Genomic DNA, 25,810 nt, shown 5'->3' with positions numbered 1-25,810 from the left:
TCCCCGTCTCTCTTAACCATTAACCATAGAAAAAGGCACAGAGTAATTGGTGTAAACTTCTCGTAAAAGTCTATACCTACTGTGCCCTTTCCTTAACATCTAAAAATGTAATACAATGTTACAAAAAAATAGCCTTTTGCTGTTAATGACAGCGTGTGCCTGTACAAATATTCTTGCTCAAGACTCTACTGCAAAAGAAAATCCCCTGAAAATCTCCGGTTCTGTTGATGCATATTACCGTTTCAACTTTGACAATACCCCATCCGGAGGTCTTGGTTATAACAGTTTTACCAGCTTTACCAATTCCCAGAATACATTTCAGCTCGGTATGGCTTCTGTAAAAGCTACTTATGCGACAGAGAAAGCCGGTGTTGTCGCCGATCTGGGCTTTGGCAAACGTGCGGAAGAGTTCTCTTATGCAGATGACAAAACCTTACAGGTTATCAAACAGGCTTATGTGTATTTCAAACCATCTGAGAATGTAACGCTCTCTTTGGGTAAATGGGGAACACATATCGGTTATGAAGTACTCGATCCACAGGTCAACCGTAACTACAGCATGTCTTACATGTTCTCTTACGGACCATTCTCTCACACAGGTATCAAAGCTGATTTCGCTCTCAGCAACGGCAATGGCATTATGATCGGTGTAGCTAACCCGACGGATGTCACTTCTCCTGACTGGGCAAGTACAAAAGTGCTCAATGCGCAGTATAGCCATGTCGGAGACAAATTCTCGATCTATGCCAACTACTCTGGCTGGTTTGGTGCTAAATCCACACCTAATGCGGTAAGTGTAAACCAGGTTGGTATCACAGCTTCTGCAAAGATCTCCGACAAATTCGGTATCGGGTATGATGGTACTGTTCAATTGCTGAAGAATGATGTAAAAGATGGTACAGACAAATGGTGGGGATCTGCATTGTATCTGAATCTCGACCCTTCTCCTGCGTTCGGCCTTACGCTGCGCACAGAATATTTCGCTGATGAGAAAGATGCTGTGAAAGTGGGGGCGAATGTGTTCCAGACTACTTTATCTGCACAGTACAAAACAGGAAACTTCACATTGATCCCTGAATTCCGTTTGGACAATGCCTCTCAGCCGGTGTTCAGCAAAAGTGATGATATCACCGGAAAGAAAAGCACTGCAACATTTATGCTTGCAGGGATCTTCGCATTCTGATCACTCATAACAACTGCTTAATAAAAACTTACTTTCTTCTTAACAGGGCACTGCTTGATTGCGGTGCCCTGTTACTTTTGTGCTATCTGGTATCGCAGAGTACGCAAAGAAAACACAAAGGGCGCAGAGAAATTTTCAATTCTTCTCAGCGCCCTTTGCGTTTTCTTTGCGTACTCTGCGATACCTTATGCTGAGTTCCTTCCCGCATTAATAATTCCAAAAGAACACCGCATCACCAGCTTCTCATACACCTCTTTCATCGGTGTCTGTATCAGCTGCTCTTCAAACTCACGCACCTTGGTCAGTGCATATTGCTGTATCGTCAGCAGAGGCAATACGATGCGTTCACGCATTTGTATTGACAACTGATCGATCGGATAATCAGCCATTAGCTCTGTATGTCCTGAAAGTTTTGTAAGATACTGCCGCGTCAGTTCAAACTCATTGTAGATCTTCTGCCAGATCTCTCCATACTGTTTGTGTCCACTGAGATAAGCTGTCAGCGGAAAGAAAGATTTCATCATCGCCATCTCACAGTTATCGATCAGTGTTTTGAAGAATAATGAGTCTTTATAAAGTTGCTGGGCAGACTGGAACCGACCTGCCTCTTCCAGTCTCTTCAATGCTGATCCTACACCATAGAAACCAGTCACGTTCTGTTTCAACTGGCTCCATGATCCAGCGAACGGAATAGCCCGCAGATCCTTTAATGAAATACCAGCGCCTTTACCACGTTTCGCAGGACGGCTGCCAATATTGGTTTCACTGTAATACTTCAGCGGGCTTGCATGCAACAGATAGTCTGCCAGGTAGGGGTGATCACGCAATTCCTTATATGCCTCATAGCCAAATTCGGATAACTCCTGCAGCAGGCTTTCTTCCTTTTCATTCAGCGTGAAATATTTTGTCGGGAAAAGATCGTTTGAAATACCCGCATTCAACAACTGCTCGATATTGTATTGCGCAGCATCAATGATCCCGAAATTGGAGCTCACCGTTTGCCCCTGGATAGTCAGCTGTATTTCTTTATTGGAAATATTCTGCCCCATGGAGGCATAGAACTTATGTGTTTTACCACCGCCTCTGGATGGGGGACCTCCGCGACCATCAAAGAAGACAACATCTATCTTGTATTCTCTTGAGATGGCTGTCAGTTGTTCCTTTGCCTTATAGATACTCCAGTTCGCCATCAGGTAACCACCGTCTTTCGTGCCGTCTGAGAAGCCAAGCATGATAGTCTGGCGATTATTCCTTCTTTGCAGATGTGCGCGGTAAGCAGGATCCGTATATAAAGTGCGCATGATATCTGCCGCTTCTCTCAGATCACCGATCGTTTCAAACAGCGGAACGATATCTATGTTCATCTCTTCTTTCTTCCAGCCGGACAGCAGGAAAAGACCATACACTTCCATTGCATTCAATGCGCTGTTGCACTGGCTGATGATGTAGCGGTTGCAACCTTCCTGGCCATTGGACTGCTGGATCGTTTTTATTGCTTCGATGGATTTGATCGTATCCTGGTGAAGCGGTTCCTGCAGTTTGCCTGCGTCCGCAACTGTTTCAATGGATGAAAGCACCCTGATCTTCTCTTCATTGTTAAGTTTGCTATAGCTTCCGTCAATGACTCCTGCAGCTGCAAGTGCGTCGAGTACTTTTCCATGTACAGAACTTTCCTGCCTCACATCCAGTGACGCAAAATGAAAGCCGAAGATCCTGATCTTATTGATCAGGTTATCTACCTTATGCAGGAACAATCCATTGTGCTGGTAAATGATGATCTCACGGATCTCTTCAAGCGTCCTGATCACATCTTCACTGGTGAGTTCTGTTTTCACACCGGGGATGAACAGATTATTGTAAAGACGATTTTCCAGTTCTGTAAGAATGGTCTCAACGCCGGCAAATGTAAGACGGCGTTTTAACCTGCGTACATCAAGATAATAGCATTTAAGAATGCTTCCACGCAATGCTTCAGCCACCTGTATGGTTGTTTCACTTGTTACAAATGGGTTACCATCTCTGTCGCCGCCCGGCCAGAAACCCATCCGGAAGATCGGGTTATCGTTGCTGACTGCATCCTGGAACTGATTACGCAGTGATGAGACGATCCTCCCTGCAGCTGCATAGAATACATTTTCCAGATACCAGATCAGGCTGACAGCCTCATCAAACGGTGTAGGTTTTTGTTTCTTGAAAAATGGCGTTCTGCCTAACTGTTGCAGGTATGTATTGATCAGGATGGAGTTATTATCTGCAAGGGCCCTGGACAGGTCATTGATGATCCCAAGTACAGAGCCGGGATAAAACTGTGTAGGGTGTGCGGTAAGCACAAGCCGTACTGAAAAATCCTTCAGTTTTGACGCTAATTCAGCTTGTTTATTATCCTGCAATATCTCAGATTCCAGGTGTTTCAATGTGCCCATTCCATTCAGATCATGAACTTCAGGGAATGCGGCATCTTCCAATGCGTCGAATAATACCACCTGCCGCTCTACATACTGAACAAACCGGAAAAGAAGATCTGTCTTTTCTTTTTCGTTCGTGTAAGACGTATGCTTTCCAAAGAACTCTTCAATAATGGCGATCGGGCTTTGATTCTTTTTGTATCCTTCTTCGCAATTATTGGAGAGCAGGGACAAGAGTATTCCTGTTTTTTCGATACGATGAAACGGCAAAGAAGTGAACAGACTGTTGTACAGCTGGAACCTTATGCCTACTTCATTCCGGAACTGAGTAAGATTTTTATTGTTTTGATTCATGGTCTTTGATCGTTGGCCGTTGACCGTTGTCCGTTGTCCGGGTTCCTGTCAATGACCGTTGGCTGATGACCTTAATGTATCTTGAAAACTACATATCGGTCAACGGTCAACGGACAACGGACAACGAACCGGCCATTGGTCATCGGTCATCGCTATGAATAGTGATGTCCTAAGTTAAAAAAAATGCCCCGAACTCATCCGAGTGCGGGGCATTTTTATACGTTGGGAAGAAAATCTTATTCTGCTGTCTTTTCTTCTGTGGTAGTGGTTTCCTCCGCTTTAGCTTCAGTACCCTTCTTGGCAGAAGTACGGCTACGGCGTGTTTTCTTAGCACCTTCCTTAGCTTCACCTTTACCCTTACCATAAATTTCGTTGAAGTCAACGAGTTCGATCAAAGCCTTCTCAGCATTATCACCAGGACGAGCGCCTAATTTGATAATACGTGTATAACCACCTGGGCGGCCAGCTACTTTTTCAGCAACAGCACCGAACAGTTCTTTGATAGCCTCTTTATCCTGCAAATAGCTGAATACAACACGGCGCTGGTGCGTAGTGTTATCTTTTGCTTTTGTGATCAGAGGTTCAGCGTACACACGCAGCGCTTTCGCTTTTGCGAGGGTAGTTACAATACGTTTGTACTGGATCAGTTGGCAGGTAAGGTTCGCCAGCAGGGCTTCCCTGTGTGCCTTTGTACGGCTTAGATTTTTTACTTTGTCTCCGTGACGCATGACATTTGAGTTTTACCGGCTGTACCGTGTCAGGAATTACAGCCTACGTTATAAAAAGAGTTTAAAAGTTTCAAGGTTTAAAAGTTTAAAAGTTTTCTGTTCGGATTGAACTATTAAACTATTAAACTTTTAAACTCTTAAACTTTCTACAGTTCATCTTTATCTACTCCCAACTTGAGCAGATCCATACCGAAACCAAGACCGCGCTCAGTGAGCACCTGCTCGATCTCAGCCAGGGATTTCTGACCGAAGTTACGGAACTTCATGAGGTCTTCCTGCTCGTATTGAACCAGTTCGCTGAGGGAATTGATCTTAGCGGCTTTCAGACAGTTGAAGGCGCGAACAGAGAGGTCCAGATCTTCCAGTGGAGTTTTGAGCACTTTGCGCAGTTGCAGTGTCTGCTCATCCACCAGGTCTTCTTTCTTCTCTTCTTTGTTATCGAAAGTGATGTTTTCGTCAGTGATGATCATCAGATGCTGGATCAGGATCCTTGAAGCTTGTTTAACGGCTTCTTCAGGATGGATCGTACCATCTGTAGACACTTCCATGATCAGTTTTTCGAAGTCGGTGCGTTGTTCCACACGCGTATTCTCAATCGTGTATTTCACGTTCTTGATCGGAGTGTAGATCGCATCGATAGGGATGTAACCGATCGGAGCATCTTTAGGTTTGTTTTCTTCAGCAGGAACGTAACCGCGGCCTTTACCGATCGTCAGTTCGATATCCATTTTAGCGGAAGAATCCAGTGTACAGATCAGCAGGTCTGGGTTCATGATCTGGAAAGAATGAGTTCCTTCACCGATCATACCAGCTGTGAATTCTGTTTTATTTTTCAGTGACAGGAGAATTTTCTCGTTCGCCACTTCATGATCAACGATCTTTTTAAAGCGAACCTGTTTCAGGTTCAGGAAAATTTCCACCACATCTTCGCTAACACCTTTCATTGTAGCGAATTCGTGCTCAACACCTTCGATCTTAACACCAATGATTGCATAACCTTCGAGTGAGCTAAGCAGCACACGACGGAGAGCATTACCGATCGTAACACCATAGCCAGGCTCCAATGGACGAAACTCAAACTGAGCTTCGAAATCAGTCGCCTTTTGCAGAATGATCTTATCCGGTTTTTGGAAATTTAAAATGGCCATATTTAGATTTAAGTTTTTAAATGGTAATAGTAAGAAGTTACCCCGCTTAGCAGTAGAAAGAGTCTTCAACCGTTAAGCGGGGTTACTTATTACTTGGAGTACAATTCAACAATCAGTTGCTCCTTAATGTTCTCAGGAACGCTTTCCCTTTCAGGATAAGTGATGAAAGTACCTTTTAATTCAGTTTCGTTGAAATCGATCCAGCTGAATTTTGGGTTTTTGGCACGAACAACAGAAGTGATAGAAGTTCTTGTTTTGCTACCTTCTTTGATGGTAACAACGTCTCCAGCTTTCAGTTGGAAAGAAGGAACGTTTACAACTTCACCATTTACTTCAATGTGTTTGTGGCTAACCAACTGACGGGCAGCAGGACGGCTTGGAGCGATACCCATACGGAAAACTGTATTGTCGAGACGCGCTTCCAGGAGTTTGATCAGGTTTTCACCTGTTACACCTTTACGGCGTGAAGCTTCGTCGAACGTTTTACGGAATTGTTTTTCGAGGATTCCGTAAGTGTATTTCGCTTTCTGCTTTTCACGCAGCTGCAGAGCGTATTCACCTAAGGTTTTACGCTTGCGTTTTTCACCATGCTGACCGGGAGGGTTGCTGTTTTTACCCAACCATTTACCATTTCCTAAAATTGGCTCACCGAAGATGCGGGAGATTTTGGTCTTTGGACCATTGTAACGTGCCATAATGTACTTTCATTAAGCTTTTTTAGAGTGCGGTGCGTCGATCGTTAAAAAGCTTTAAAAAAATTAATCGGGCACCCTTTAATTAATGAAAGTTATACGTAGCCAGAGACTACGTACAACAGGCGTATTTAAAATAGTTGTACGTAGTCTGAAGACTACGTACAACATATAATTAAACTCTTCTTTTCTTTGGAGGACGGCATCCGTTGTGTGGGAGCGGAGTTACGTCTTTGATCATCACGATCTCAACACCGCTCTGAGAAAGAGAACGGATTGCACCTTCACGACCAGAACCCGGACCTTTCACATAAACGTCTACTCTTTTCAGACCAGCGTCCAGTGCAGCTTTAGCCGCGTCAGCAGCTGCCATCTGCGCTGCGTAAGGAGTGTTCTTTTTAGAACCTTTGAAACCCATTTTACCAGCACTGCTCCAGGAGATAACCTGGCCAGTCTTGTTGGTAAGGGAGATGATGATGTTGTTGAATGTTGCAGAGATGTGAGCATCGCCATAGGCGTCTACTTTCACCACTCTCTTCTTCGCGGCAGCTTTACCGCTCTGTTGTTGTGCTTTTGCCATGTTCTGAGGTAATCTTTAATGTTTGTTTCAATGTCATCCCGTCCCGGCTCAAGTCCGTGTTGACAAGGATGCAATCCTTATCATTTATACGAAATGGTTGAATCATTTCTCCTGCCGACTTACGAAGCTATCCGAAATTGATTCATGTCTGTGCAAGTCTTATGAACAGCAAAATTCAAAAGTACCCCGCTTAGCGATTGAAAGTGTCTTCAATTGTTAAGCGGGGTTACTTTTGACTTTTTAATTATTTCTTAGTCGCTTTCTTCTTACCAGCAACCGTTTTACGTTTTCCTTTACGTGTACGGCTATTGGTTTTAGTACGCTGACCACGAACCGGGAGACCTTTCCTGTGACGGAGGCCACGGTAGCAAGCGATATCAAGCAAACGCTTGATGCTCATTTGCACTTCGGAACGCAACTGACCTTCAACCTTCAGCTCATCCGTAATGGTTGTACGGATAGCATTCAGATCGTCGTCATTCCACTCATGTACTTTCTTGCTGCGATCAATATTGTTCTTGTCAAGAATGTACTGGGCGGTAGAAGGTCCGATACCATAGATATAGGTCAGCCCTATTTCGCCTCTTTTGTTTTTTGGTAAGTCAACACCGGCAATACGTGCCATATTTCTCTTCTATTTATTGTTTGTTATTAACATTAAACATTGAAACTGAATCTCTCAGCCTCAATTATTACCCTTGACGCTGCTTGAAGCGAGGGTTCTTTTTGTTGATCACATACAGCTTGCCTTTACGACGTACGATCTTGCAATCTGCACTTCTTTTTTTGATGGATGCTCTAACTTTCATGACGAATCACTTTTTTTATTTCTAAATGTTCTGAGATTCGCCCGATGCTCCTCTCATGAATCAGTTTATTTGTACCTGAAATTGATCCTTCCTCGTGTCAAATCATATGGAGACAGCTCCACTCCCACTTTATCTCCAGGCAAGATCCGGATATAGTGCATCCGCATCTTTCCCGAGATGGTTGCCAGTATTTCGTGACCATTTTCCAGCTTCACTCTGAACATTGCGTTTGACAACGCTTCCAGAATGATACCATCTTGTTTGATAAGGGGTTGTTTCGACATACTATTTTTAGGGGTGCAAAGATAGGAGTATATACTGTAAAAAAGAAAAATCGTCTCCTATTTTTCCCCGGAACGTGCGAAGTTAGGGAATTTTGGCCTCAAAAGCAAACGGTTTTCGAAGGATGATGGTCGCTGACCGATGGCCGATGGCCGAGGTGAGTATCCCTTAACAATTTAAAAGTCAATAGTTACCAGAAAATAAAACGGCAGACCTGAATTCTGATCAAAGAATTCGGGCCTGCCGTTTTAAAATTCAAATTATATGTAGATTATTCAATCTTCAGACTGTCCTTCGGTCATCCGCCATCGGCCATCGCTTCCTACGCCATCGCCAGTGGAATCTTCGTCATATCCAAATGCAGGTTCTGCAGCTCATGCACACCAAGCGGAAAACTGAAATGCCGGCGGTCTTCGCGCCACCACATATCGATATTTGAGAAATCCCCAGTCCTTGGAGTGACAAGCCGGAAAGAATCTTTTTTGTATTTCATGCCATTATCCATCACTTCCCGCGTGAATCCCAAACGGGTAAGCTGTGCCTCATCCAGCGGGATTGCCTTCATCTCCTGTGGGCTGTACCAGAATTCCTGGATACCGTTGTTTACAAGCGCCTGGTGATCTTCACGGCTTACACGCACTACCATTCCTTCTCTTTCAATTCCTTCATCATTAATGGAGATGATATCTCCGGGTTTGAGGTCATTTAATTTGAGCATGGCAAAATCGTTTTAGGTGATATGAATATAAGGAAAAAAAGCTATAAGCGTGCCAATCCTTCGCACCGGTGAAACCGGCGGGTTGGCTGGCGTGATGGGGGCCAATGTCTTTAAGTTCAATCTCCCCCCTTCAGGTTAGTCGTTACCCAAATTTTACGACGGGCGTCTGCTTCCTTCAGATAGTTTATTTCCCCAGGATTTCAATCCAATGTCGTTTAATTTGGTAGCCCGAAGGAACGCGGCGGCGATACGCAGCGTCCGCAACGTAAACAGCCATAGAATATCTTGTATTTTCGCCGCGCTCTCCGCGTATCGCCGCCGCGTTCCTTCGGGGCTGCTAACTAAACGACATTGGATTGAAATCGTGAGCTACAGTATGAGACAGTAAATTCTTCAACTCCTCCGAAAGTTTGGGTAACGATTAGCCCTTCAGGGGAGACTTTAAGTCGCTTATTAAAGAAATGCCAGTTTTCGCGTTGGTGCTTATTGTGCGTTGTATTGGGGCGCTTTTATATTGGAGTGCAAACTCTCCCCTGAAGGGGAGATTTAGAGGGGTCCATACGCGCGGGCAGACAGCGCAAGCCACTCCTACCAACCGGGCCCGAGCTTCACTGATGGTTCCGGCATGCCGAAAGGATGGATCACAGTAGTCCGGGAAATGCCAGACCGATGGTTACGTAGAGCTTTCCCGCTACCAGCGCCAAGCTGGCGGAATACTATCCTGATGCTACCCTGATACTATTCCCATGCTTCCCCAATGCTATAACGATGCTTTCACCATGCTATAACGTTGCTTAATCCATGCTATTCTCATGCTATTACGATGCTTATTTCACCGGGAAGATCGTTGCCAATGTAATTCACCGTGTCCAGGGTTCAGGTCAATCTGAGTTATTTCAGGCTCAGCAGCTTAAGAGAGCACAGTCGTAAAAACAAAAGCTGTCCGGAAACCTGAACAGCTTTAAGAATATTCATCTCAGCAAACCCTACTCAGCCCAGCTCATCACATACCCGTCATTCTCTATTTCCAGCGCCTGCCTTGTCAGCATCAGCGGATGAAAAGTATCTACCATCACAGCCAGCTCCTTTGTTTCTTTCGCTCCGATACTTCTTTCGACCGCACCAGGATGCGGACCATGTGGAATACCGGCCGGGTGAAGGGTGATCATGCCTCGGGTCACATTTTTGCGGCTCATGAAATCCCCATCTACATAGTACAACACTTCGTCACTGTCAATATTGCTGTGGTTATATGGCGCAGGAATCGCCTGCGGATGATAATCATACAAACGCGGGCAGAACGAGCACACTACAAAATTGTGCGCCTCAAATGTCTGGTGAACGGGAGGGGGCTGATGCACGCGGCCGGTGATCGGCTCGAAATCATGAATCGAAAAAGCAAATGGATAACAGCATCCGTCCCACCCTACCACGTCAAACGGATGAGTACCGTAATGCAGACCATACATTATACCTTTCTTTTTCGCTTTGATCAGGAAATCTCCTTTCTCATCAACAGGATTGATATCCTGCGGGGCCCTGATATCGCGTTCACAATAGGGCGAATGCTCGAGCAATTGTCCGTACTTGCTTAGGTACCTTTTGGGATAACGTATGGGGCTGAATGATTCGACGATGAATAAGCGATTGTCTGCTGATTCAAAATGTATTTGGTAGATCGTTCCTCTTGGTATTACGAGATAATCTCCATAATCAAACGGCAGATTGCCATATTGTGTTTTCAGCACGCCTTTGCCTTCGTGCACAAAGATCATTTCGTCGGCATCTGTGTTTTTATAGAAATAATCTGTCATGCTTTCCTGTGGAGCAGCGAGCACGATATGGCAGTCATTGTTCACCAGTACAGGAACCCTGCTTTGCAGGAAGTCTTTGGCGGGCTTTACCTTGAAGCCTTCGAAGCTGCGGTGTTTCAGCATTTTTTCTTCCGCTATTTCAGGCGCTACATTTTGGTGTGGCTCGGTTTTGATGATCTGAGTTGGCGGATAAATATGGTACAATAAGGAGGAATCATTGCTGAATCCTTCGGTTGAGAATAACTGTTCAGAATATAAACCACCATCCGGTTTGCGGAATTGGGTATGGCGCTTATGGGGAATGTTTCCCAGTTTATGGTAATGTGGCATGGGTAAGAAGATTACAAATAATGAAAGCATCTGTGAAGTAAAAATGCAACAGCCTCATGAGGCATCATATAGCATATTACTATTGAATTGCGCTTCGCCGGGAAAGCTCCAGAGTCGAGAGCAGGAAAATGTACTTCCAGCGGCGTTTATCAATCCAGTAAAGAAAGTTTCTTTTAAATGGCATGAATCGTTACAATTAAATATCGCGGCTTATAGCCCTTCAACAGCCGCATACATAAAGTTACGGATTATAAAATTCAAACAAAAATGGTGTTCTACACTACACAAACAGTCACAAAAACTGTTCTGCCATCTTTGTAAAATCCAATGTAGTAATAAAAGTCGTTGTTCACTCCAATTCTCCTCCTGAATACGTTAGTGATATCGCCGGCTTTCTTATCCCCCAGCGTTTTACTGAACTCATCTGATCCAACAATATATTTATCTTTTGAAATGCGAGTGTCATTCGTTATTTCATTTAAGAGGTTTGTGTAGTCAATCTGCGAAAGCATGATCTGGGAACTGGAACAATAGTCTCCGTGAAAGTCTGGATAGGATGCATTCTTTTCTATAAATATTGCCGACTCAGGAAGCTCTCTTAACGTAACAGTATTGAATTCATTCTTAAAAAAGCTTTTACCTGGAAAGAATGCGTCAAACGTGAAATATCCGGACAATACCAGTATAACAAAGATATAGGCAATATTCACCTTACGATTCATTTCCGCCGTGAGTTTACCTTTCCTGATCAAATAGTTTCTGAATGGCAAATAGATAAGATATACGATACCGCCGGCAAGACCAAGTAAAAAAGCAGTTATAAAAAACACCACCAACATAAAAGAATTACGAGTTATGTAAATTGATTAAACAAAAGAATTTCTCTTTTTATTTGATACCCCAGACACACTACAGTTTATCATGACTATTTAATGATTGCCGGGTAAGATATTGCATTAATTCGGTTGCTTTCATCAATGCCGCACCTGACATAGGATCATTGAACAATACACAGTTTGCTGCCTCATAAAATCCTCTTAGACCGTTATGCAATAATTGAGAGAAGCGGGCTTCACAACGTTAATCCGTTTGCTTCGTTGCTGTTTTTCCGCTCTTATTGATCTGCCAGGAGTTCCAGCAAATTAAAAAATAAATCGCTGAAAATAGCAAACTCCATAGCTCACCTGTCCATCTGTAATATACTGACCAACTGGAGGGCAGGTAGTCTCTGTACAGCCGCGTAATAAAGATAACCACCCATTCGAAATTCTGCACAGCCGTTAACAAAATGATAGAGACGATTGTAAGGGATATTTCAACTCTATTCCTTCGAATGAAAAATAACAACTGAAACAAAAAAACCAGGCAGAGAGTATAGGGATATGAGTAAATGTGATTTCTTTTTGAACGCTGTAAAATATCACCATCGATGGCATCTGAATTGCCTTCGTTAGAGAGCAGAAATTCCACAAACCCGAACCCAAGCGTCACGATATACATGAGCAGAACAGATAAGATTAAAAGGTTTGCCCTGTCCAGAAACGTATCGATCCGTTTTCGAGGTGCGGTAAAGAATAAAGCCATCACCAGAAAAACAGAAGTGGAAATAATATAAGCAGAGATTACTTTAGCAATGATCCAAAACCACATGAGAAATATTCTTATATTTTATCTATCCCGTAAAACAATTGCAGAAGCCTGGTTAATTATATATTTTTCCTTGAGCCAGTTTATATAGAGTTATGGAGTCTTCCGTCTCCAGCCAATGGTTACCGTCTTCCAGTGCATCTTCTGCGAGATGATAACGCCCTTCCTTCAGGTCGTTGGTAAATTGCTCCAATAGTTTTTCTATCGACTCGGCAACAAGGATACCTGCAAGGTCGGTGCCTTCAATATAAATTATCTGTCCCGGAGTACCTGAATCTGATGGAGCCATATCAACAAATAATCTATCCCTGCTTCCGTCAGTTGCAACGGGTATCCAGTTGGGGTTATAAAGATCCGATCCGTCAATCTGCGCATCAGAATATTTCAATTTAACAGCGTCGTGTTGTTCCGAAAAATCTTTTCTGGAATTAAGTTCATCGATCGATTCGCTGATCGAATAAAAAGTAAGGCCATAAAAGAAATTGCCCCAGTTCTCTTCCTGAATATTTCCATTGATGGATTTGTAAAGCTGTTTCAGATCATCGGGAAGGGATTTACCTGTCAGCGATTGCAGCACCTCAATTTCATCATCCGAAGCGCCTTGATTAAGAGATAAAGTAACTATCCGGGGAGCAACTTCAGAGAGAGCATTCTTTAGGTTTTGAATTTTCGAATCAAGCATTTCTAAGGTTTTATTTTTCATTTGTAATACGAAGAGCCCCTGTAAAAGATATTATGAAAAATTCATTCGGTGTTCTCCTGAATCAATCCTCCATAAGTCATTCCAAGTCCGCTCTAAAATATAAAATAAAAATATTAAGCTAAACGGAAAGCTGATCTTTATTAACACGAATATCATCCCTAAACTTCATTTTTTAAGTTATTGCTTACCTTTCTGGCCTAGACATTATAAAACAAACACGCTTATGCAACTCGCAACAGCAGGCCTTCTTTATATCCGTAACAAAAAACTGCTCCTTGCCTTCAGCCGCAACAAACAATGCTTCTATCTTCCCGGTGGGAAAGTAGATGCCGGCGAGACGTCGCTCGCAGCGCTTTGCAGGGAGATCGCGGAAGAGTTGAATACGCAAATTGAAGCTACCGATCTGCAATTCTATACGCATATCACCGCACCGGCTTTCGGTGAGCAAACCGGCCTGATCATGGAACAGGACTGCTTTCTTCTTCAAAAAGAAATAGATCCAACCGCTTCAGCTGAGATCGGCGAACTTGCTTTCTTTTCCCTGGAAGAATATCTGCAGCAACAAAATCAGGCGCCCGGCGCGGTTATGATCCTGCAACAATTAAAACAAAACGGATTGATCGATTGATCTATGACAAGAATAGGACTCATATCCGACACACACGGCTTTCTCGACGAAGCAGTCTTCAAGCATTTTGACAATTGCGATGAGATCTGGCATGCAGGCGATTTTGGCAATGACCAACTTGCGGCAAAACTTCGTAAGTTCAAACCACTTCGCGGCGTGTACGGTAATATCGATGGAACGGATATCCGCTCAAACTATCCGGAGCAACTTGTATTCACCTGCGAGTCCGTAAAAGTGATGATGCGTCATATCGGTGGCGCTCCACCAAAATACAATCCTGAAACCAGAAAAGAGCTTCTGCTCCACAAACCCCTGCTTTTCATCAGCGGGCACTCCCATATCCTTAAAGTAATGTTTGATCAGCAACATCAATGCCTTCACATGAATCCCGGCGCCGCCGGCAAACAGGGCTGGCATAAAATGAGAACGCTGATCCGGTTCGTGATTGATGGAAAGGATATGAAGGATGGCGAAGTAATAGAGCTGGGACGCAAATAGAACGCGAACGCGAATGAGCACGAATGGCCGCGAATGATCGCGAATAGAACACGAATGGCCGCGAATGATCGCGAATAAAAGCACTAAAGCAGAGAAGCTACTGATGAATTGATCAATAGCTTCTCTGCTTTAGTGCTTTTATTCGTGTTAGTCCGCGGCCATTCGTGCTCATTCGCGTTAGTGCATGCCGGGGAAGAGCGGGCGGCCGATAACTTCCCTGAATGGCCATGGGATAGCCACCAGTATTGCCAATAGTGCGATGAAGAACAGCCAGAAAGCTCTCTTGAATTTCAATTCGTCAGCTATAGGCTTCTTTGCCATTTTATATCCTGCCGTGACGAGAATGATTGCAATGATCATGAATACCGGATGCTCTATCCAGAAAAAACGAAGCGGTTTGTTGGACATGATGCTGATGCCTTCCGGTAACTGATCTTTTATTTTCAGGATGCCATATTGCTTTCCCAAGAACAATAAAAAAAGTCCGATCAAAAGATTTATGTGGGAAGAGATCAGTGTAAACAACCAGACCTTTCTATCGCCAGCTGTAAAAGATCTTTTCTGTTGCCAGCCTGTATACGCTTTAAATATCGAAACCAGCAGAAGTATCAAAACTACCCAACGGAGTAAATTGTGGAGGTGTAACATGCCTGTAGCCATAATGTGGATGATTTGCCGCCAAAGGTAAGGAAGTTTGAAAGTTTAATGGTTAAGGGTTTAAAAGTTTGGGAGGATTGGAAAGGATTGGAAAGGTTTGGAAGGCTGACACGTTGTAAGTTTCAGAACTTATAGCGCTACTACAAAAAAGAGAAAGGTTGCAAAGCCTAAGTTTTGCAACCTTTCTCAATATACTAACTTATGGAAACAGATCAAACCTTCCAAACCTCTGCACCCGCTCTGAAACCTTTAAACCATTAAACTTCTTACTCGACCCATTCCGCCACAAACACATTCGTATCTCTCGTTCCTCCATTGTTCCTGTTGCTGGCAAAGACGATCTTTTTACCGTCGGGAGAGAACATGGGGAATGCGTCAAAGCCTTTGTCGCGACTTACTTTTTGGAGATTGGTTCCGTCTTCGTTGATCGTATACATGTTGAACGGAAACCCTCTTTTGTATTCGTGGTTTGAGGCGAAGATGATCCGTTTGCTGTCTGGCATATAGCTTGGAGCCCAGTTTGCCTGTCCATAAGAAGTTACCTGGCGGGCATTGCTGCCATCGGCATTGGCAACCCAAACTTCCATATTGGTAGGAGCTACGAGATGTTCAGCAAGCAGTTCTTTGTATTCTTTTACTTCTGCATCTGTTTTGGGGCGGGATGCTCTCCAGATGATCTTTTTACCGTCGGGGCTGAACCAGGCGCCGCCATCATAGCCGGGTGCGTTAGTGATGCGTTGTTCCCTGCCTGTTGCAAGATCCATGATGTAAAGCTCGATATCACCGTCCTTATCGCTGGTATAGATCATTTTTTTGCCGTCAGGGCTTAAGGTCGCTTCGGCGTCGTATCCCTTTGAGTTGGTCAATTGCTTTACGATCTTGCCGTTCAGGTCAGCCATGAAAATATCATAGCTGGGATATAGTGGCCAGATGTATTTGTTGCCATACTTCGCACGGTCCGGTGTGGGGGGGCAGGTATCCGCACCGAGGTGAGTAGATGCATAGATAATGTGTTTGTTGTCTTTGGTGAAAAAGGCACAGGTAGTCCTGCCTTTGCCGGTGCTGACCATTTTATATTCGAATTTCTCACCGGCTTTTTCCGGCACTTTTCCGATGAAGATCTGGTCACAGGCGATGCCGTTTTTTGGACTGGTACGCTGAAACACGAGCCACTTGCTGTCGTAGCTCCAATACGCTTCCGCATTATCGCCACCAAAAGTGAGTTGCTGAATGTTTTTGAAATGTGTCTCCTCGGGATAATGCAGCGTATCTGCCACGGGTGTTCCGTGCTGCTGAGCCAGCAGTGCATTGGAAGACAGGGCTAAAAACCCAATTACTGAGAGACCTAAAGCAAGTTTTTTCATGTTTCTTCGTTTATATAAGCGCCCGCAAAGGTATTTTTGGGCGGGATCTGATTTGTCAGACAATTGTCATAGATCGCTTCCCGTCGCTAATTCCGGGCATCCGGAAAAACAAAAACATATGAAAGTTTCCATACTCCTGCTTTTTTCGACGATCCTGCTGGTATCCTGTGGTGGCAATAAAAATGAAGCTGCTTATGCTGAGCTCCTGGCACAGCCTCCCTATGCCGCCATTACCGATAGCATTGGCCGGGAACCCGATCGGGACGATCTGTATTTCAGAAGAGCGGTACTGCTCAATCGCAATAACCTTCCCGAACCAGCCCTTGCCGATTTCCGGAAAGCCTGGTCGATCAATGCAGAGGAACCATATGCGATCGGAGTAGGGAATATCCTGCTGGAGAAAAGGCCGGATTCAGCAACCGCATTTTTACAGCAGGCGATCAGGGACCTTCCTCAAAGTATTTTCCTCCGCATTCTACTGGCGCGCTCTTACGATGCACAAAAGGAAACCGATAAAGCGATCCTGGTTTGTGAAGAAATACTTCATACCGACCCTAACCAGTTAAATACACTGGCATTGAAAGCAGAACTCCTGGAGAAGAAAAACGATGCACCCGGCACGATCGCAGCACTGGAAAAAGTGCATCAGCTGGTACCCTCCAACATCCAACTCGCGAACAAACTGATGTATCAATATGCGGAAACAAAGAACCCAAAAGCACTTACACTGGCCGACACCATGCTTCTGAGAGATTCTATGAAAGTGAGCGCAGATCCGTTGTATGTGAAAGGCCTTTATTATGTGAATACCGGCGACAATGCCAACGCCCTTCGTTTTTTTGACCAGACGATCCAGCGAAGCCATCGCTATCTCAATGCCTATATCGAAAAAGGAAAGATCTTTTTCAACCAGAAAAAAATACCGGAAGCTTTAAAGACCTTTCAGCTGGCCATCACCGTCGATGCCGCATTCGCGGATGCCTGGTACTGGATCGGCCGATGCCAGGAACTCCAGGGTCAGAAAGCTGATGCAAAACTGAGCTATGAAAAAGCATTCTCGCTCGACAAAACGTTTGTTGAAGCGAAGGAGGCGATGGAGAAAGTAAGATAAGTTGAAAGTGACGGTTTAAAAGTTTAATAGTTTAAAGGTTTAATAGTTTCAAAGTTTGATAGTTTCATCGGGATGTACACAACAATTGCAACTTTAAACTTTTAAACCTTTAAACTTTTAAACCTTTTACCCCCCGGCCTCTCCCCTCCATTACGTATATTTACCTAATAAAATTATCGCATGGCTATTGTTGCACCCTCACTGTTGGCGGCCAATTTCCTGAAGCTGGAAGAAGAATGTAAGATGCTGAATGAAAGTGAAGCGGATTGGTTTCATCTTGATGTGATGGATGGACGCTTTGTTCCAAATATCAGTTACGGTCCGATGATCATTGAATTCATCCGTAAAACGACCACCAAGGTCTGCGACGTCCACCTGATGATCCTTGAACCGGGATTGTATGCGGAACAGTTCAAAAATGCAGGGGCCGATAATTTGTCCGTGCATATAGAAGCCTGTCCTCATCTGCACCGCAATCTGCAACAGATCAGATCCCTGGGCATGAAAGCCGGTGTAGCGATCAACCCGCACACTCCTGTATCGGATCTGAGTGATATACTTCATGATACCGATGTGGTATGTATGATGAGTGTGAACCCTGGTTTTGGCGGACAACATTTTATTCCGCATACAATCGAAAAGATCAGACAGCTTCGGAAAATGATCGATGAAAGAGGCCTGTCCACGCTGATAGAGATCGATGGTGGGGTGACTGAACAAAATGCGGCGGAGATCATCCTGGCCGGTGCACATGTACTTGTTGCAGGAAGCACCGTTTTCAAATCAAAAGATCCGAAAGCAACGATCGCGGCGCTAAAGGCTGCACGATAATGCTTTTCCATAGAGAACCGAAACCCTTAACATGACTGCGCGCCTTCTCCTATCTTTGAAACCCTTGCATACCTGTAAGCTCCTGACCTTAGCGATCAGTTTTATACTGCTATCGCTCTCCTGCTTCGCGCAGAAAAAATATGCATTTGTTGCCGGCCGCGTGATCGATGAACAGGAGAACTATCTTTCACATGTCTCCATTACTCAACTTGGAAACCAATCGGGGATCACCACCAATGACACAGGCTATTTCCGGATAAAGGTGCCGGCTGACCGGGCATTTGCGCTGGTGTTCAGCTACACAGGGTTCCGGACGGAACAAAAGAACTTCCTCTTGAATGAGAACGAAGAAGAGTTCATCGTTCTCCGTCTTGAAAGAACGGCAAGTGTGATGCAGGAGGTGGTGGTGACAGATCAGCGTGACCGCCGTGAAGCCGGTCTGATCCGCCCCAATCCAAAAACGATCATCAACCTGCCCTCGGTTACAACAGGTGTGGAAAGTTTACTGAAGGTATTTGTTGGTTCCAATAACGAGCTCACATCCCAGTACTCTGTCCGCGGTGGCAGCTTCGACGAAAACCTGATCTATGTAAATGACTTTGAAGTGTTCCGTCCCTACCTGGTCCGTAATGGACAACAGGAAGGTTTGAGTTTTATCAATCCCGAACTGGTTAGAAATATCAGTTTTTATACCGGTGGATTCCAGGCGAAGTACGGAGATAAGATGAGCAGCGTGCTGGACATCCAGTATAAAAAACCAAAACGTTTTGGTGGCTCAGCTTACGTGGGCATTCTTGAGCAAGGTCTTCATCTGGAAGGCACCAGCAGGAATGATAAGTTCAGCTACCTGATAGGTGCGCGGAACAGGAGCAACAGAAATCTGCTGAGCCGTCAGGAAACACAGGGCAACTATGTGCCATCTTCCGCAGATGTGCAGGCGATGTTCCAGTACCAGCTCAGCAAACGCTGGCAGGCGGAGTTATTCGGCACCTTATCCCAGACCAAATTTTCCCTGGTCCCTGCATTTTCCCAACTCACCAGTTCCGTATTCTCCCCCTACTTTACCGCTAATCTCGGATTGGATATTTATTTTGAAGGACAGGAAAAAGATCAGTACAAAACCAATATGGCCGGCCTGGCTTTTACCAACCAGGTTACGCGGCAGCTGAGATTGAAATGGCTTGTATCAAGATTTGAGAATGATGAGCAGGAGAATGTTGACATCACCGGAGCTTACCTTTTTGGTGATCGCGATTTTGATCAGAGCCAGCCAACATTTGGAATGATCGTTAACCCGCTTGGCGCAGGGGTGTTCCAGAATTTTTCCCGGAATAAACTGAATATCACCAACTGGAATTTTTCACATAAAGGAAATTTCGATCGGGGCAAACATGCATTCCAATGGGGTGCGGGGTATGACAGAACGCAGATCAATGACAGGTTGAATGAATGGGAGTACCAGGATTCAGCCGGTTATTCATTGCCGCTGAATCCTTCATCATTCCAATTGGCCAAATCAGTTAAATCAGTCGCGGATCTTGATATCGATAAATTCTCCGGCTATCTGCAGGATAACATTGTGCTGGGAGATTCTCTGAACACGTACACTCTAACTGCCGGCGTCCGTTTCAACTACAATTCTTTGAATAAAGAACTGCTGGTTTCACCAAGGATCGGCGCCAGCTGGAAGCCCAACTGGAAGCGAGACTTCATCTTTCGTTTTGCCGCAGGCGCTTACCATCAGCCTCCATTTTACCGGGAACTTCGCCGGTATGATGGCAGCATCAACACCGCACTGAAAGCACAGAAAAGCTGGCAGGGTGTGCTTGGATTTGACTACAATTTCACCGGCTACGGACGTCCGATGCGGTGGACTACCGAAGCCTATTTCAAACATATGACGGATGTGGTGCCGTACGATATGGACAACGTCCGGGTACGTTACTTTGGCGAAAACAACGCTAAAGCATACGCGGCAGGCATCGAAATGCGCCTTTATGGAGAACTGGTAAAGGATGCGGAGAGCTGGATCAGCATTGGGTTTATGAACACCAAAGAAGATATTACCGGCGATACATATAAGAAATACACGCTTGATGCACAAAATCAACCGGTAGACAGCGTTCTGGTTGAGAAAGGCTGGGTAAGACGCCCTACTGACAGAAGGATCACCTTTGGCATGTTCTTCCAGGATTACCTGGCGACCAACAAGAATTTCAAGATGTATCTTAACCTGCTGTATGGCACGAATCTTCCGTACAGTATTCCCAATAATGTGCAATACCGCAGTGCGCTGGAGATACCAGCCTATATCAGAGTGGATATTGGTTTCAGTGCGCTTCTTCTCGACGCGGATAAAAGCCGGAGAAGAAGTCATAGCCCTTTTCTTGGTTTTGATAATATCTGGGCAAGCCTGGAAGTATTCAACCTGATCGACAGGGATAATACGATCTCTTATCTTTTGGTGAAGGATTTTTCAAATACGACATATGCGATGCCGCAGAGGCTGACGCCGAGGTTGGTGAACTTTAAGGTTGTAGCGAGATGGTGATGTTGCTGGGCCGGGGAAGCCCGGCGGGCTTTTCTTCGACGGGAGTGTCGAAAGACTCTTTTTTTGCCGAGCGGGCAAGGGCGTTTTTTTCGAGGGATTCCTCGAAGACTCCGTTTACTTTTTTTGCCTTGATGCAAAAAAAAGTAACAAAAAAAGATCAAGGCTACGCGCAAATAGCCAGCCCCGCACTCGATGCGGGGGCTAAAAATTATGGGCTGCACCTGGCACTAAGATAAACTCGCCGGAAGAATGTTTGGGGTTGATTGGCGTGTTGGCTCAGACAATATTTTAGCGCCCTCGCCTTCGGCTCGTCGGTTACGCCCATAATTTTCTTAACGCCATTCGCGCTAGGCCGCCGCTCTTAAAGCAGGCAGGATGCCTTTACATAAATGCAGCCTCACGGTTCTAGCAAGTTTTGTTTTCTGTTATCAGGAATAGCAACACGTCAATTTGTGATAGCGTAACTGAGATACAACGAATATTCCTCGCAACCGATCTTCCTTGTTTCGGAGACTCTGCTTACATTTTTTGCCGGACGGGCAAGAGCGCTTTTTTTCGAGGGGTTGCCTCGAAGACTCTGTTTACTTTTTTTGCCTTGATGCAAAAAAAGTAACAAAAAAAGATCAAGGCTACGCGCAAATGGCTAAAAATTATGGGCTGCACCTGGCACTAAAATAAACTCGCCGGAGGAGTATGTCGAATTGATTGGCGTGCTGGCTCAGACAATATTTTAGCGCCCTCGCCTTCGGCTCGTCGGTTACGCCCATAATTTTTTTAACGCCATTTGCGCTAGGCCACCCCCGGCTCAAAGCAGGTAGAAGGCCTTTCATAAATGTAGCCTCACGGTTCTCGCAGGCTTATTTTTCTCTTATAAAAATGTGTCAAATAGAAAGATTACCAGTTTCAAACTATGATACTATTACTGGGATGCAACAAATCTTCCTCGCAACCGAATCCTCCTCTCTCAACGCCCCCGGCCTTGGAAAAAATGGCGTTAAGAAAATGGGAGGCTGGCACCGTCTGAGCCACACCGAAGGTGTGCGAAGGCGCCAAAAAACTGTCTGATCCAGCACGCCAATCAATTCATCATACTCCTCCGGCGAGTTTTTTTGGGTGCAGGTGACATCCTCCCATTTTTAGCCATTTTTTCCCAGCCTTGATTTTTTTTTGTTACTTTTTTTGCATCAAGGCAAAAAAAGTAAACGGAGTCTTTCGACCTCCCGTCGAAAAAAAGCCTTGCCCGCCGGCAAAAAAAGTAGAAGGTCACTTCAAGGCAACCCTCGAAAAAAAGCGCCCTTTGCCCGCCCGGCAAACAACTAAAAGGAGTCCTCGACGCTCCCCGTCGAAACAAAAACATTCCCCAAAAAGGCTGCCGGACTTCCGGCATTGAAACCTTCACTAAAATTTAAACCCCACCTTCACCAATCACTATACTCTGGCACAAACTTTTCATACCTGAAATTGTTACACAAACAAAGTTCTTCGGCAATCAAAAAACACTTTAACATCCCTGAAAGAGAATTCACATTTGTGAATAAGTAACTTTAGGAAGTGATTATGATTCCAAGTTATATTTGGAAAGAGGGGTAAAGCTTCTGTAACAAATTTCAGAAGACGCAAACGAACCCGGCCATTACCTCTCGCCGGTTTGTATTAAGATTAAATTAATCCGCATTGACTGAAACAATCATCAACCTCGAAACCGTAAACCCTATCGAGTTCTTCGGTGTTAACAACGGCAAACTGGACATTCTAAAAAAGAAATTCCCTCTCCTCAAGATCCTTTCACGCGGTACACAGGTCAAGCTAAGCGGTTCTCCCGAGCAGATTGAAAATGCAAAGGAAAAGATCACGCTGATCGTGTCTTACCTCGAAAAGAACGGGCACATGACAGAGAATTACTTTGAGCAGGTGCTGGGCGGCGATGACGGTGAAACAGTTGACCACTTTGTAGAACGTCATCCCAATGAAGTGCTTGTATTCGGGCCAAACGGAAAGTCTGTACGTGCGCGTACAGCCAATCAAAAGAAAATGGTACAGGAAGCTGAAAAGAACGATGTCGTTTTCGCCATCGGACCAGCAGGTACCGGTAAAACCTACACGGCGGTAGCTCTTGCTGTGAGGGCTTTAAAGAACAAACAGGTCAAGAAGATCATCCTGACAAGGCCTGCGGTCGAAGCCGGCGAAAGCCTCGGTTTTCTGCCAGGCGACCTGAAAGAAAAGATCGATCCATATCTCCGGCCGCTATATGATGCGCTGGATGACATGATACCGGCTGATAAACTCGGCTATTATATGAGCACACGCACTATCGAGATCGCACCGCTGGCCTATATGCGCGGAAGAACCCTCGATAACGCGTTCATTATCCTTGATGAGGCACAAAATGCGACGGATCTTCAACTGAAGATGTTCCTTACACGTATTGGCGCTAATGCAAAAGCTATCATCACGGGAGACATGACGCAGGTGGATCTGCCCAGGAATCAGCGAAGCGGACTTTCGACCGCCGTACGCATCCTCCGCAATATCGACGGCATTGCTCATATCGAACTGGATGAAGAAGATGTGGTACGTCACAGACTGGTGAAACATATCATCCGTGCGTACAACAAAGAACATGAAAGAGAGAATCCGGTAACACAGCAACGCTAATGCCCCCTTTACTTTTTACTAACCTGTTTCGTATAAGCAAGAGGCAGCTCACCAGCTGTCTCTTGCTTTTTTGTATAGCGTGTAAAACTCCTGCCAGAGAAGAAACAATTACGCAGTCAGCTCTCCAGCCCACACCAAAAGATAACAAAGCGCAACTGGCCTCCGCCATCGCAGTGATCAGGACAGGTGACATGGTCACCCGGACGGGCAACGATTTTACCAGTAACAGTCTCCGGCAATTCTGCCAGACAGATAAAACTTATTCGCATTGCGGCATTGCCAGCATTGAACACGATAGCATTTTCGTTTATCATGCGCTGGGAGGAGAATTCAACCCGGACCAGGCATTGCTGCGGGAACCTTTGAAACTGTTTGTAGCATCCGAAGCGAATAAGGGTTTTGGTGTATTCCGTTTCAGGATGGATACCATCCAAACACGCAGGCTTATAAATGAGGCGAAAACAGCATTTGCAGAGAAGATCACTTTTGATATGAAATTCGACCTGGCGACTGACGATAAGATGTATTGCAGTGAGTTCACGGCAAAAATGTTTCAACGGGCTTTTCAGAACGATTCAATGTTCATACCCGTTAAAATTCCCGGACTGGATTACCTCGCACCAGATAACCTGTTCACGCATCCTGCCTGTAAAAAGGTTTTTGCTGCCGTTTATTGAAGATAATGAACACCCCACATGAAGGTTATTGACAGATCATCCTGATTTGACTACATTTACACACTAATAATCAAAAACACGAAAAATGAAAAAAATCGTCTTTTCCATTTGCGCTGGCCTGATGCTTACCATGGTTGCCTGCAAATCCGGACCAAGCAACTCAGATCCTAAAGCAACGCTGATCGGTTTCTTTAAAGCCATGTCAAATAAAGACCTGAAAGGAGCAAGAAAATTTGCTACCAAAGAAAGCGAATCCATGTTGAGCATGCTGGAAATGGCTATGAAAACAGCAGAGAACATGAAGTCGAAAGAAATGGAAGAAGACATGAAATACGATGAAGCGAATATGACATTTGGCGAAACACGTATCGATGGCGATAAAGCGATCGTTCCTGTAACGGACAAAAAGAAAAACGAAACAAGCGAATTCATCCTCAAAAAAGAAGATGGTGCGTGGAAAGTAGCCTTCGACAAAGCTTCTATGGCTGAAATGGCCGGCAAGAAAATGCAAGAAGACGGTCAGGAAGCTAATATAGACTCTCTCAATCAGGCTCTGGAGCAATTAAACCCAGACTCTATCAGTGCTAAAATGCAGGAAAGTGTAAAGGCATTGGATTCGTTGAATAAGGCGTTGAAGAAAGATTAAAATCGTTGCCCGTTCACCGTTGTCCGTTCACCGGCAAACACGACGGAAGCTGGCGTATAAGATCATGAAAACCCTTCATTACGAAGGGTTTTCATGATCTTATACGCCAGCTTCCGGATTCAGCCGCTTCTTCGGACAATGGTGAACGGTATTCGAACAACGGTGAACGGTGAATGACGCCTAAAATCCCTCTTCCTCCTTCCCCACCTTTTTCGTTACTTTGCAGCCAATGAAAAAAAATCTGTTAGCCGCCCTGATCATTTGCCTGACAGGCGTTGTGGCGTGTAAAAACGCTGAGGAGATCAAATCAGAGAATGCGATCGATGCTGCCCGGAACTTTATCCAGGCCGCGCTGAATGGTGATTTTGAGAAAGCAGGTACTTTTATGGTCAATGATTCGTTGAATCTGCAGGATCTGCACCTAATGGAGCGGATGAGCAGAAATCTGACCAAGGAAGAAAAGAACAAATACAGAGAGGCGTCTATCCGGATCCACGAAACCCGCCAGATCAATGACTCTGCCAGCGTGATCTATTATTCTAATTCTTTCAGGAACAAAAAAGATTCGTTGAAAGTGATCAGCCAGAACGGTCAGTGGCTGGTAGATTTCAAATATATCTTCAAACAAGGGTTAGAAGCAATGCCGGTGGATTCTTTGCCATGATGTCAAATGCTGCCGCCCAATGCGGTCAGCAACAGGCCCTATTTCTGAAAAAAAACTTAATTGCTCTTATTCTCAGAGACTTACAATGAGTCCTCTCGTCAAAGACGCCAGCAAGTACCGTATGGTACTGGGTGT

24 protein-coding genes are annotated in these 25,810 nt (G+C 44.8%); 10 read left to right on the top strand and 14 right to left on the bottom strand.

All coding sequences use genetic code 11. The features are described 5' to 3' along the window. Nucleotides 1-115: 115 nt before the first annotated feature. Entirely contained in the window at nt 116-1,183 is a 1,068-nt protein-coding gene (locus LZZ85_RS25605; protein ID WP_237876514.1) for an outer membrane beta-barrel protein, read from the top strand. Nucleotides 1,184-1,368: 185 nt separating this feature from the next. Here the strand turns inward: LZZ85_RS25605 and LZZ85_RS25600 are convergent, their stop codons facing one another. The 12 genes from LZZ85_RS25600 to LZZ85_RS25545 form a co-directional block, all read right to left on the bottom strand. Continuing rightward, a complete protein-coding gene (locus LZZ85_RS25600) occupies nt 1,369-3,942 on the bottom strand; it encodes a phosphoenolpyruvate carboxylase (RefSeq protein WP_237876513.1) in 2,574 nt (857 codons plus the stop codon). A 236-nt stretch (nt 3,943-4,178) separates the two neighbouring features. Next, nucleotides 4,179-4,670, bottom strand: a complete 492-nt coding sequence (rplQ, locus tag LZZ85_RS25595) for a 50S ribosomal protein L17 (RefSeq protein WP_237876512.1) — start codon at nt 4,668-4,670, stop codon at nt 4,179-4,181. A 146-nt stretch (nt 4,671-4,816) separates the two neighbouring features. Beyond that, complete coding sequence (locus tag LZZ85_RS25590) at nt 4,817-5,818, bottom strand: DNA-directed RNA polymerase subunit alpha (RefSeq protein WP_038084682.1); 1,002 nt, start codon at nt 5,816-5,818, stop codon at nt 4,817-4,819. 89 nt (nt 5,819-5,907) lie between these two features. Then, a complete protein-coding gene (rpsD, locus tag LZZ85_RS25585; protein ID WP_237876511.1) occupies nt 5,908-6,513 on the bottom strand; it encodes a 30S ribosomal protein S4 in 606 nt (201 codons plus the stop codon). Between the two features lie 172 nt (nt 6,514-6,685). Next, a complete protein-coding gene (gene rpsK / locus LZZ85_RS25580) occupies nt 6,686-7,090 on the bottom strand; it encodes a 30S ribosomal protein S11 (RefSeq protein ID WP_237876510.1) in 405 nt (134 codons plus the stop codon). Nucleotides 7,091-7,334: 244 nt separating this feature from the next. Beyond that, a complete protein-coding gene (rpsM, locus tag LZZ85_RS25575) occupies nt 7,335-7,715 on the bottom strand; it encodes a 30S ribosomal protein S13 (RefSeq protein WP_237876509.1) in 381 nt (126 codons plus the stop codon). A gap of 67 nt (nt 7,716-7,782) precedes the next feature. Next, the gene (gene ykgO, locus LZZ85_RS25570; RefSeq protein ID WP_038084689.1) at nt 7,783-7,899 is read right to left on the bottom strand and encodes a type B 50S ribosomal protein L36; all 117 of its coding nucleotides are present in this window, start codon (nt 7,897-7,899) and stop codon (nt 7,783-7,785) included. A gap of 65 nt (nt 7,900-7,964) precedes the next feature. Next, nucleotides 7,965-8,183, bottom strand: a complete 219-nt coding sequence (infA, locus tag LZZ85_RS25565) for a translation initiation factor IF-1 (protein WP_038084715.1) — start codon at nt 8,181-8,183, stop codon at nt 7,965-7,967. 320 nt (nt 8,184-8,503) lie between these two features. Then, nucleotides 8,504-8,899: a hypothetical protein gene (locus tag LZZ85_RS25560; protein WP_237876508.1), complete on the bottom strand. Its 396-nt coding sequence runs from the start codon at nt 8,897-8,899 to the stop codon at nt 8,504-8,506. Nucleotides 8,900-9,885: 986 nt separating this feature from the next. Continuing rightward, nucleotides 9,886-11,043 (bottom strand): homogentisate 1,2-dioxygenase, encoded by a 1,158-nt coding sequence (locus LZZ85_RS25555; protein ID WP_237876506.1) that lies wholly within the window; start codon nt 11,041-11,043, stop codon nt 9,886-9,888. A gap of 275 nt (nt 11,044-11,318) precedes the next feature. Continuing rightward, complete coding sequence (locus LZZ85_RS25550) at nt 11,319-11,882, bottom strand: hypothetical protein (RefSeq protein WP_237876505.1); 564 nt, start codon at nt 11,880-11,882, stop codon at nt 11,319-11,321. Between the two features lie 863 nt (nt 11,883-12,745). Beyond that, nucleotides 12,746-13,372: an SMI1/KNR4 family protein gene (locus LZZ85_RS25545; RefSeq protein WP_237876504.1), complete on the bottom strand. Its 627-nt coding sequence runs from the start codon at nt 13,370-13,372 to the stop codon at nt 12,746-12,748. Nucleotides 13,373-13,616: 244 nt separating this feature from the next. Here LZZ85_RS25545 and LZZ85_RS25540 point away from each other — a divergent pair, with 244 nt between their 5' ends. Continuing rightward, nucleotides 13,617-14,021, top strand: coding sequence for an NUDIX hydrolase (locus tag LZZ85_RS25540; protein WP_237876503.1), 405 nt, complete (start codon nt 13,617-13,619; stop codon nt 14,019-14,021). 3 nt (nt 14,022-14,024) lie between these two features. After that, the gene (locus LZZ85_RS25535; RefSeq protein WP_237876501.1) at nt 14,025-14,519 is read left to right on the top strand and encodes a metallophosphoesterase family protein; all 495 of its coding nucleotides are present in this window, start codon (nt 14,025-14,027) and stop codon (nt 14,517-14,519) included. A 177-nt stretch (nt 14,520-14,696) separates the two neighbouring features. Here LZZ85_RS25535 and LZZ85_RS25530 read toward each other — a convergent pair whose 3' ends face one another. Beyond that, nucleotides 14,697-15,179, bottom strand: a complete 483-nt coding sequence (locus LZZ85_RS25530; protein WP_237876500.1) for a hypothetical protein — start codon at nt 15,177-15,179, stop codon at nt 14,697-14,699. 263 nt (nt 15,180-15,442) lie between these two features. Further along, a complete protein-coding gene (locus LZZ85_RS25525) occupies nt 15,443-16,540 on the bottom strand; it encodes a TolB family protein (protein ID WP_237876499.1) in 1,098 nt (365 codons plus the stop codon). A 118-nt stretch (nt 16,541-16,658) separates the two neighbouring features. Between LZZ85_RS25525 and LZZ85_RS25520 the strand changes: the two genes are divergently transcribed. The 7 genes from LZZ85_RS25520 (at nt 16,659) to LZZ85_RS25490 (ending at nt 25,675) form a co-directional block, all read left to right on the top strand. Then, nucleotides 16,659-17,651 (top strand): tetratricopeptide repeat protein, encoded by a 993-nt coding sequence (locus LZZ85_RS25520; RefSeq protein WP_237876498.1) that lies wholly within the window; start codon nt 16,659-16,661, stop codon nt 17,649-17,651. Between the two features lie 180 nt (nt 17,652-17,831). Further along, nucleotides 17,832-18,482, top strand: coding sequence for a ribulose-phosphate 3-epimerase (rpe, locus tag LZZ85_RS25515; RefSeq protein ID WP_237876496.1), 651 nt, complete (start codon nt 17,832-17,834; stop codon nt 18,480-18,482). Between the two features lie 31 nt (nt 18,483-18,513). Continuing rightward, nucleotides 18,514-21,033 carry a TonB-dependent receptor gene (locus LZZ85_RS25510; protein ID WP_237876495.1) on the top strand — a complete coding sequence of 840 codons (2,520 nt, stop codon included), beginning with the start codon at nt 18,514-18,516 and terminating at the stop codon, nt 21,031-21,033. A gap of 1,674 nt (nt 21,034-22,707) precedes the next feature. Next, nucleotides 22,708-23,688, top strand: coding sequence for a PhoH family protein (locus LZZ85_RS25505; protein WP_237876494.1), 981 nt, complete (start codon nt 22,708-22,710; stop codon nt 23,686-23,688). A 62-nt stretch (nt 23,689-23,750) separates the two neighbouring features. Further along, nucleotides 23,751-24,365, top strand: coding sequence for a YiiX/YebB-like N1pC/P60 family cysteine hydrolase (locus LZZ85_RS25500; protein ID WP_237876493.1), 615 nt, complete (start codon nt 23,751-23,753; stop codon nt 24,363-24,365). 85 nt (nt 24,366-24,450) lie between these two features. Then, nucleotides 24,451-25,011, top strand: a complete 561-nt coding sequence (locus LZZ85_RS25495; RefSeq protein ID WP_237876492.1) for a nuclear transport factor 2 family protein — start codon at nt 24,451-24,453, stop codon at nt 25,009-25,011. A 229-nt stretch (nt 25,012-25,240) separates the two neighbouring features. Continuing rightward, the gene (locus LZZ85_RS25490; protein WP_237876490.1) at nt 25,241-25,675 is read left to right on the top strand and encodes a nuclear transport factor 2 family protein; all 435 of its coding nucleotides are present in this window, start codon (nt 25,241-25,243) and stop codon (nt 25,673-25,675) included. Nucleotides 25,676-25,810 lie beyond the last annotated feature (135 nt).

Source organism: Terrimonas ginsenosidimutans (assembly GCF_022012415.1).
GTDB classification, from domain to species: domain Bacteria; phylum Bacteroidota; class Bacteroidia; order Chitinophagales; family Chitinophagaceae; genus Terrimonas_A; species Terrimonas_A ginsenosidimutans.
The sequence above is the reverse complement of the archived record's forward strand: the minus strand, read 5'-3'. Positions and strand labels throughout refer to the sequence as shown.

Coding starts and splice junctions, on each gene's coding strand:
- LZZ85_RS25545 (WP_237876504.1), bottom strand. CDS start 13,372: ATGCTTGATTCGAAAATTCAAAACCTAAAGAATGCTCTCTCTGAAGTT.
- LZZ85_RS25530 (WP_237876500.1), bottom strand. CDS start 15,179: ATGGCTACAGGCATGTTACACCTCCACAATTTACTCCGTTGGGTAGTT.
- LZZ85_RS25600 (WP_237876513.1), bottom strand. CDS start 3,942: ATGAATCAAAACAATAAAAATCTTACTCAGTTCCGGAATGAAGTAGGC.
- rpsK (WP_237876510.1), bottom strand. CDS start 7,090: ATGGCAAAAGCACAACAACAGAGCGGTAAAGCTGCCGCGAAGAAGAGA.
- LZZ85_RS25525 (WP_237876499.1), bottom strand. CDS start 16,540: ATGAAAAAACTTGCTTTAGGTCTCTCAGTAATTGGGTTTTTAGCCCTG.
- LZZ85_RS25550 (WP_237876505.1), bottom strand. CDS start 11,882: ATGTTGGTGGTGTTTTTTATAACTGCTTTTTTACTTGGTCTTGCCGGC.
- LZZ85_RS25520 (WP_237876498.1), top strand. CDS start 16,659: ATGAAAGTTTCCATACTCCTGCTTTTTTCGACGATCCTGCTGGTATCC.
- LZZ85_RS25540 (WP_237876503.1), top strand. CDS start 13,617: ATGCAACTCGCAACAGCAGGCCTTCTTTATATCCGTAACAAAAAACTG.
- rpsM (WP_237876509.1), bottom strand. CDS start 7,715: ATGGCACGTATTGCCGGTGTTGACTTACCAAAAAACAAAAGAGGCGAA.
- LZZ85_RS25510 (WP_237876495.1), top strand. CDS start 18,514: ATGACTGCGCGCCTTCTCCTATCTTTGAAACCCTTGCATACCTGTAAG.
- LZZ85_RS25560 (WP_237876508.1), bottom strand. CDS start 8,899: ATGCTCAAATTAAATGACCTCAAACCCGGAGATATCATCTCCATTAAT.
- LZZ85_RS25590 (WP_038084682.1), bottom strand. CDS start 5,818: ATGGCCATTTTAAATTTCCAAAAACCGGATAAGATCATTCTGCAAAAG.
- LZZ85_RS25605 (WP_237876514.1), top strand. CDS start 116: ATGTTACAAAAAAATAGCCTTTTGCTGTTAATGACAGCGTGTGCCTGT.
- rpe (WP_237876496.1), top strand. CDS start 17,832: ATGGCTATTGTTGCACCCTCACTGTTGGCGGCCAATTTCCTGAAGCTG.
- ykgO (WP_038084689.1), bottom strand. CDS start 7,899: ATGAAAGTTAGAGCATCCATCAAAAAAAGAAGTGCAGATTGCAAGATC.
- LZZ85_RS25535 (WP_237876501.1), top strand. CDS start 14,025: ATGACAAGAATAGGACTCATATCCGACACACACGGCTTTCTCGACGAA.
- infA (WP_038084715.1), bottom strand. CDS start 8,183: ATGTCGAAACAACCCCTTATCAAACAAGATGGTATCATTCTGGAAGCG.
- rpsD (WP_237876511.1), bottom strand. CDS start 6,513: ATGGCACGTTACAATGGTCCAAAGACCAAAATCTCCCGCATCTTCGGT.
- LZZ85_RS25490 (WP_237876490.1), top strand. CDS start 25,241: ATGAAAAAAAATCTGTTAGCCGCCCTGATCATTTGCCTGACAGGCGTT.
- LZZ85_RS25495 (WP_237876492.1), top strand. CDS start 24,451: ATGAAAAAAATCGTCTTTTCCATTTGCGCTGGCCTGATGCTTACCATG.
- LZZ85_RS25555 (WP_237876506.1), bottom strand. CDS start 11,043: ATGCCACATTACCATAAACTGGGAAACATTCCCCATAAGCGCCATACC.
- rplQ (WP_237876512.1), bottom strand. CDS start 4,670: ATGCGTCACGGAGACAAAGTAAAAAATCTAAGCCGTACAAAGGCACAC.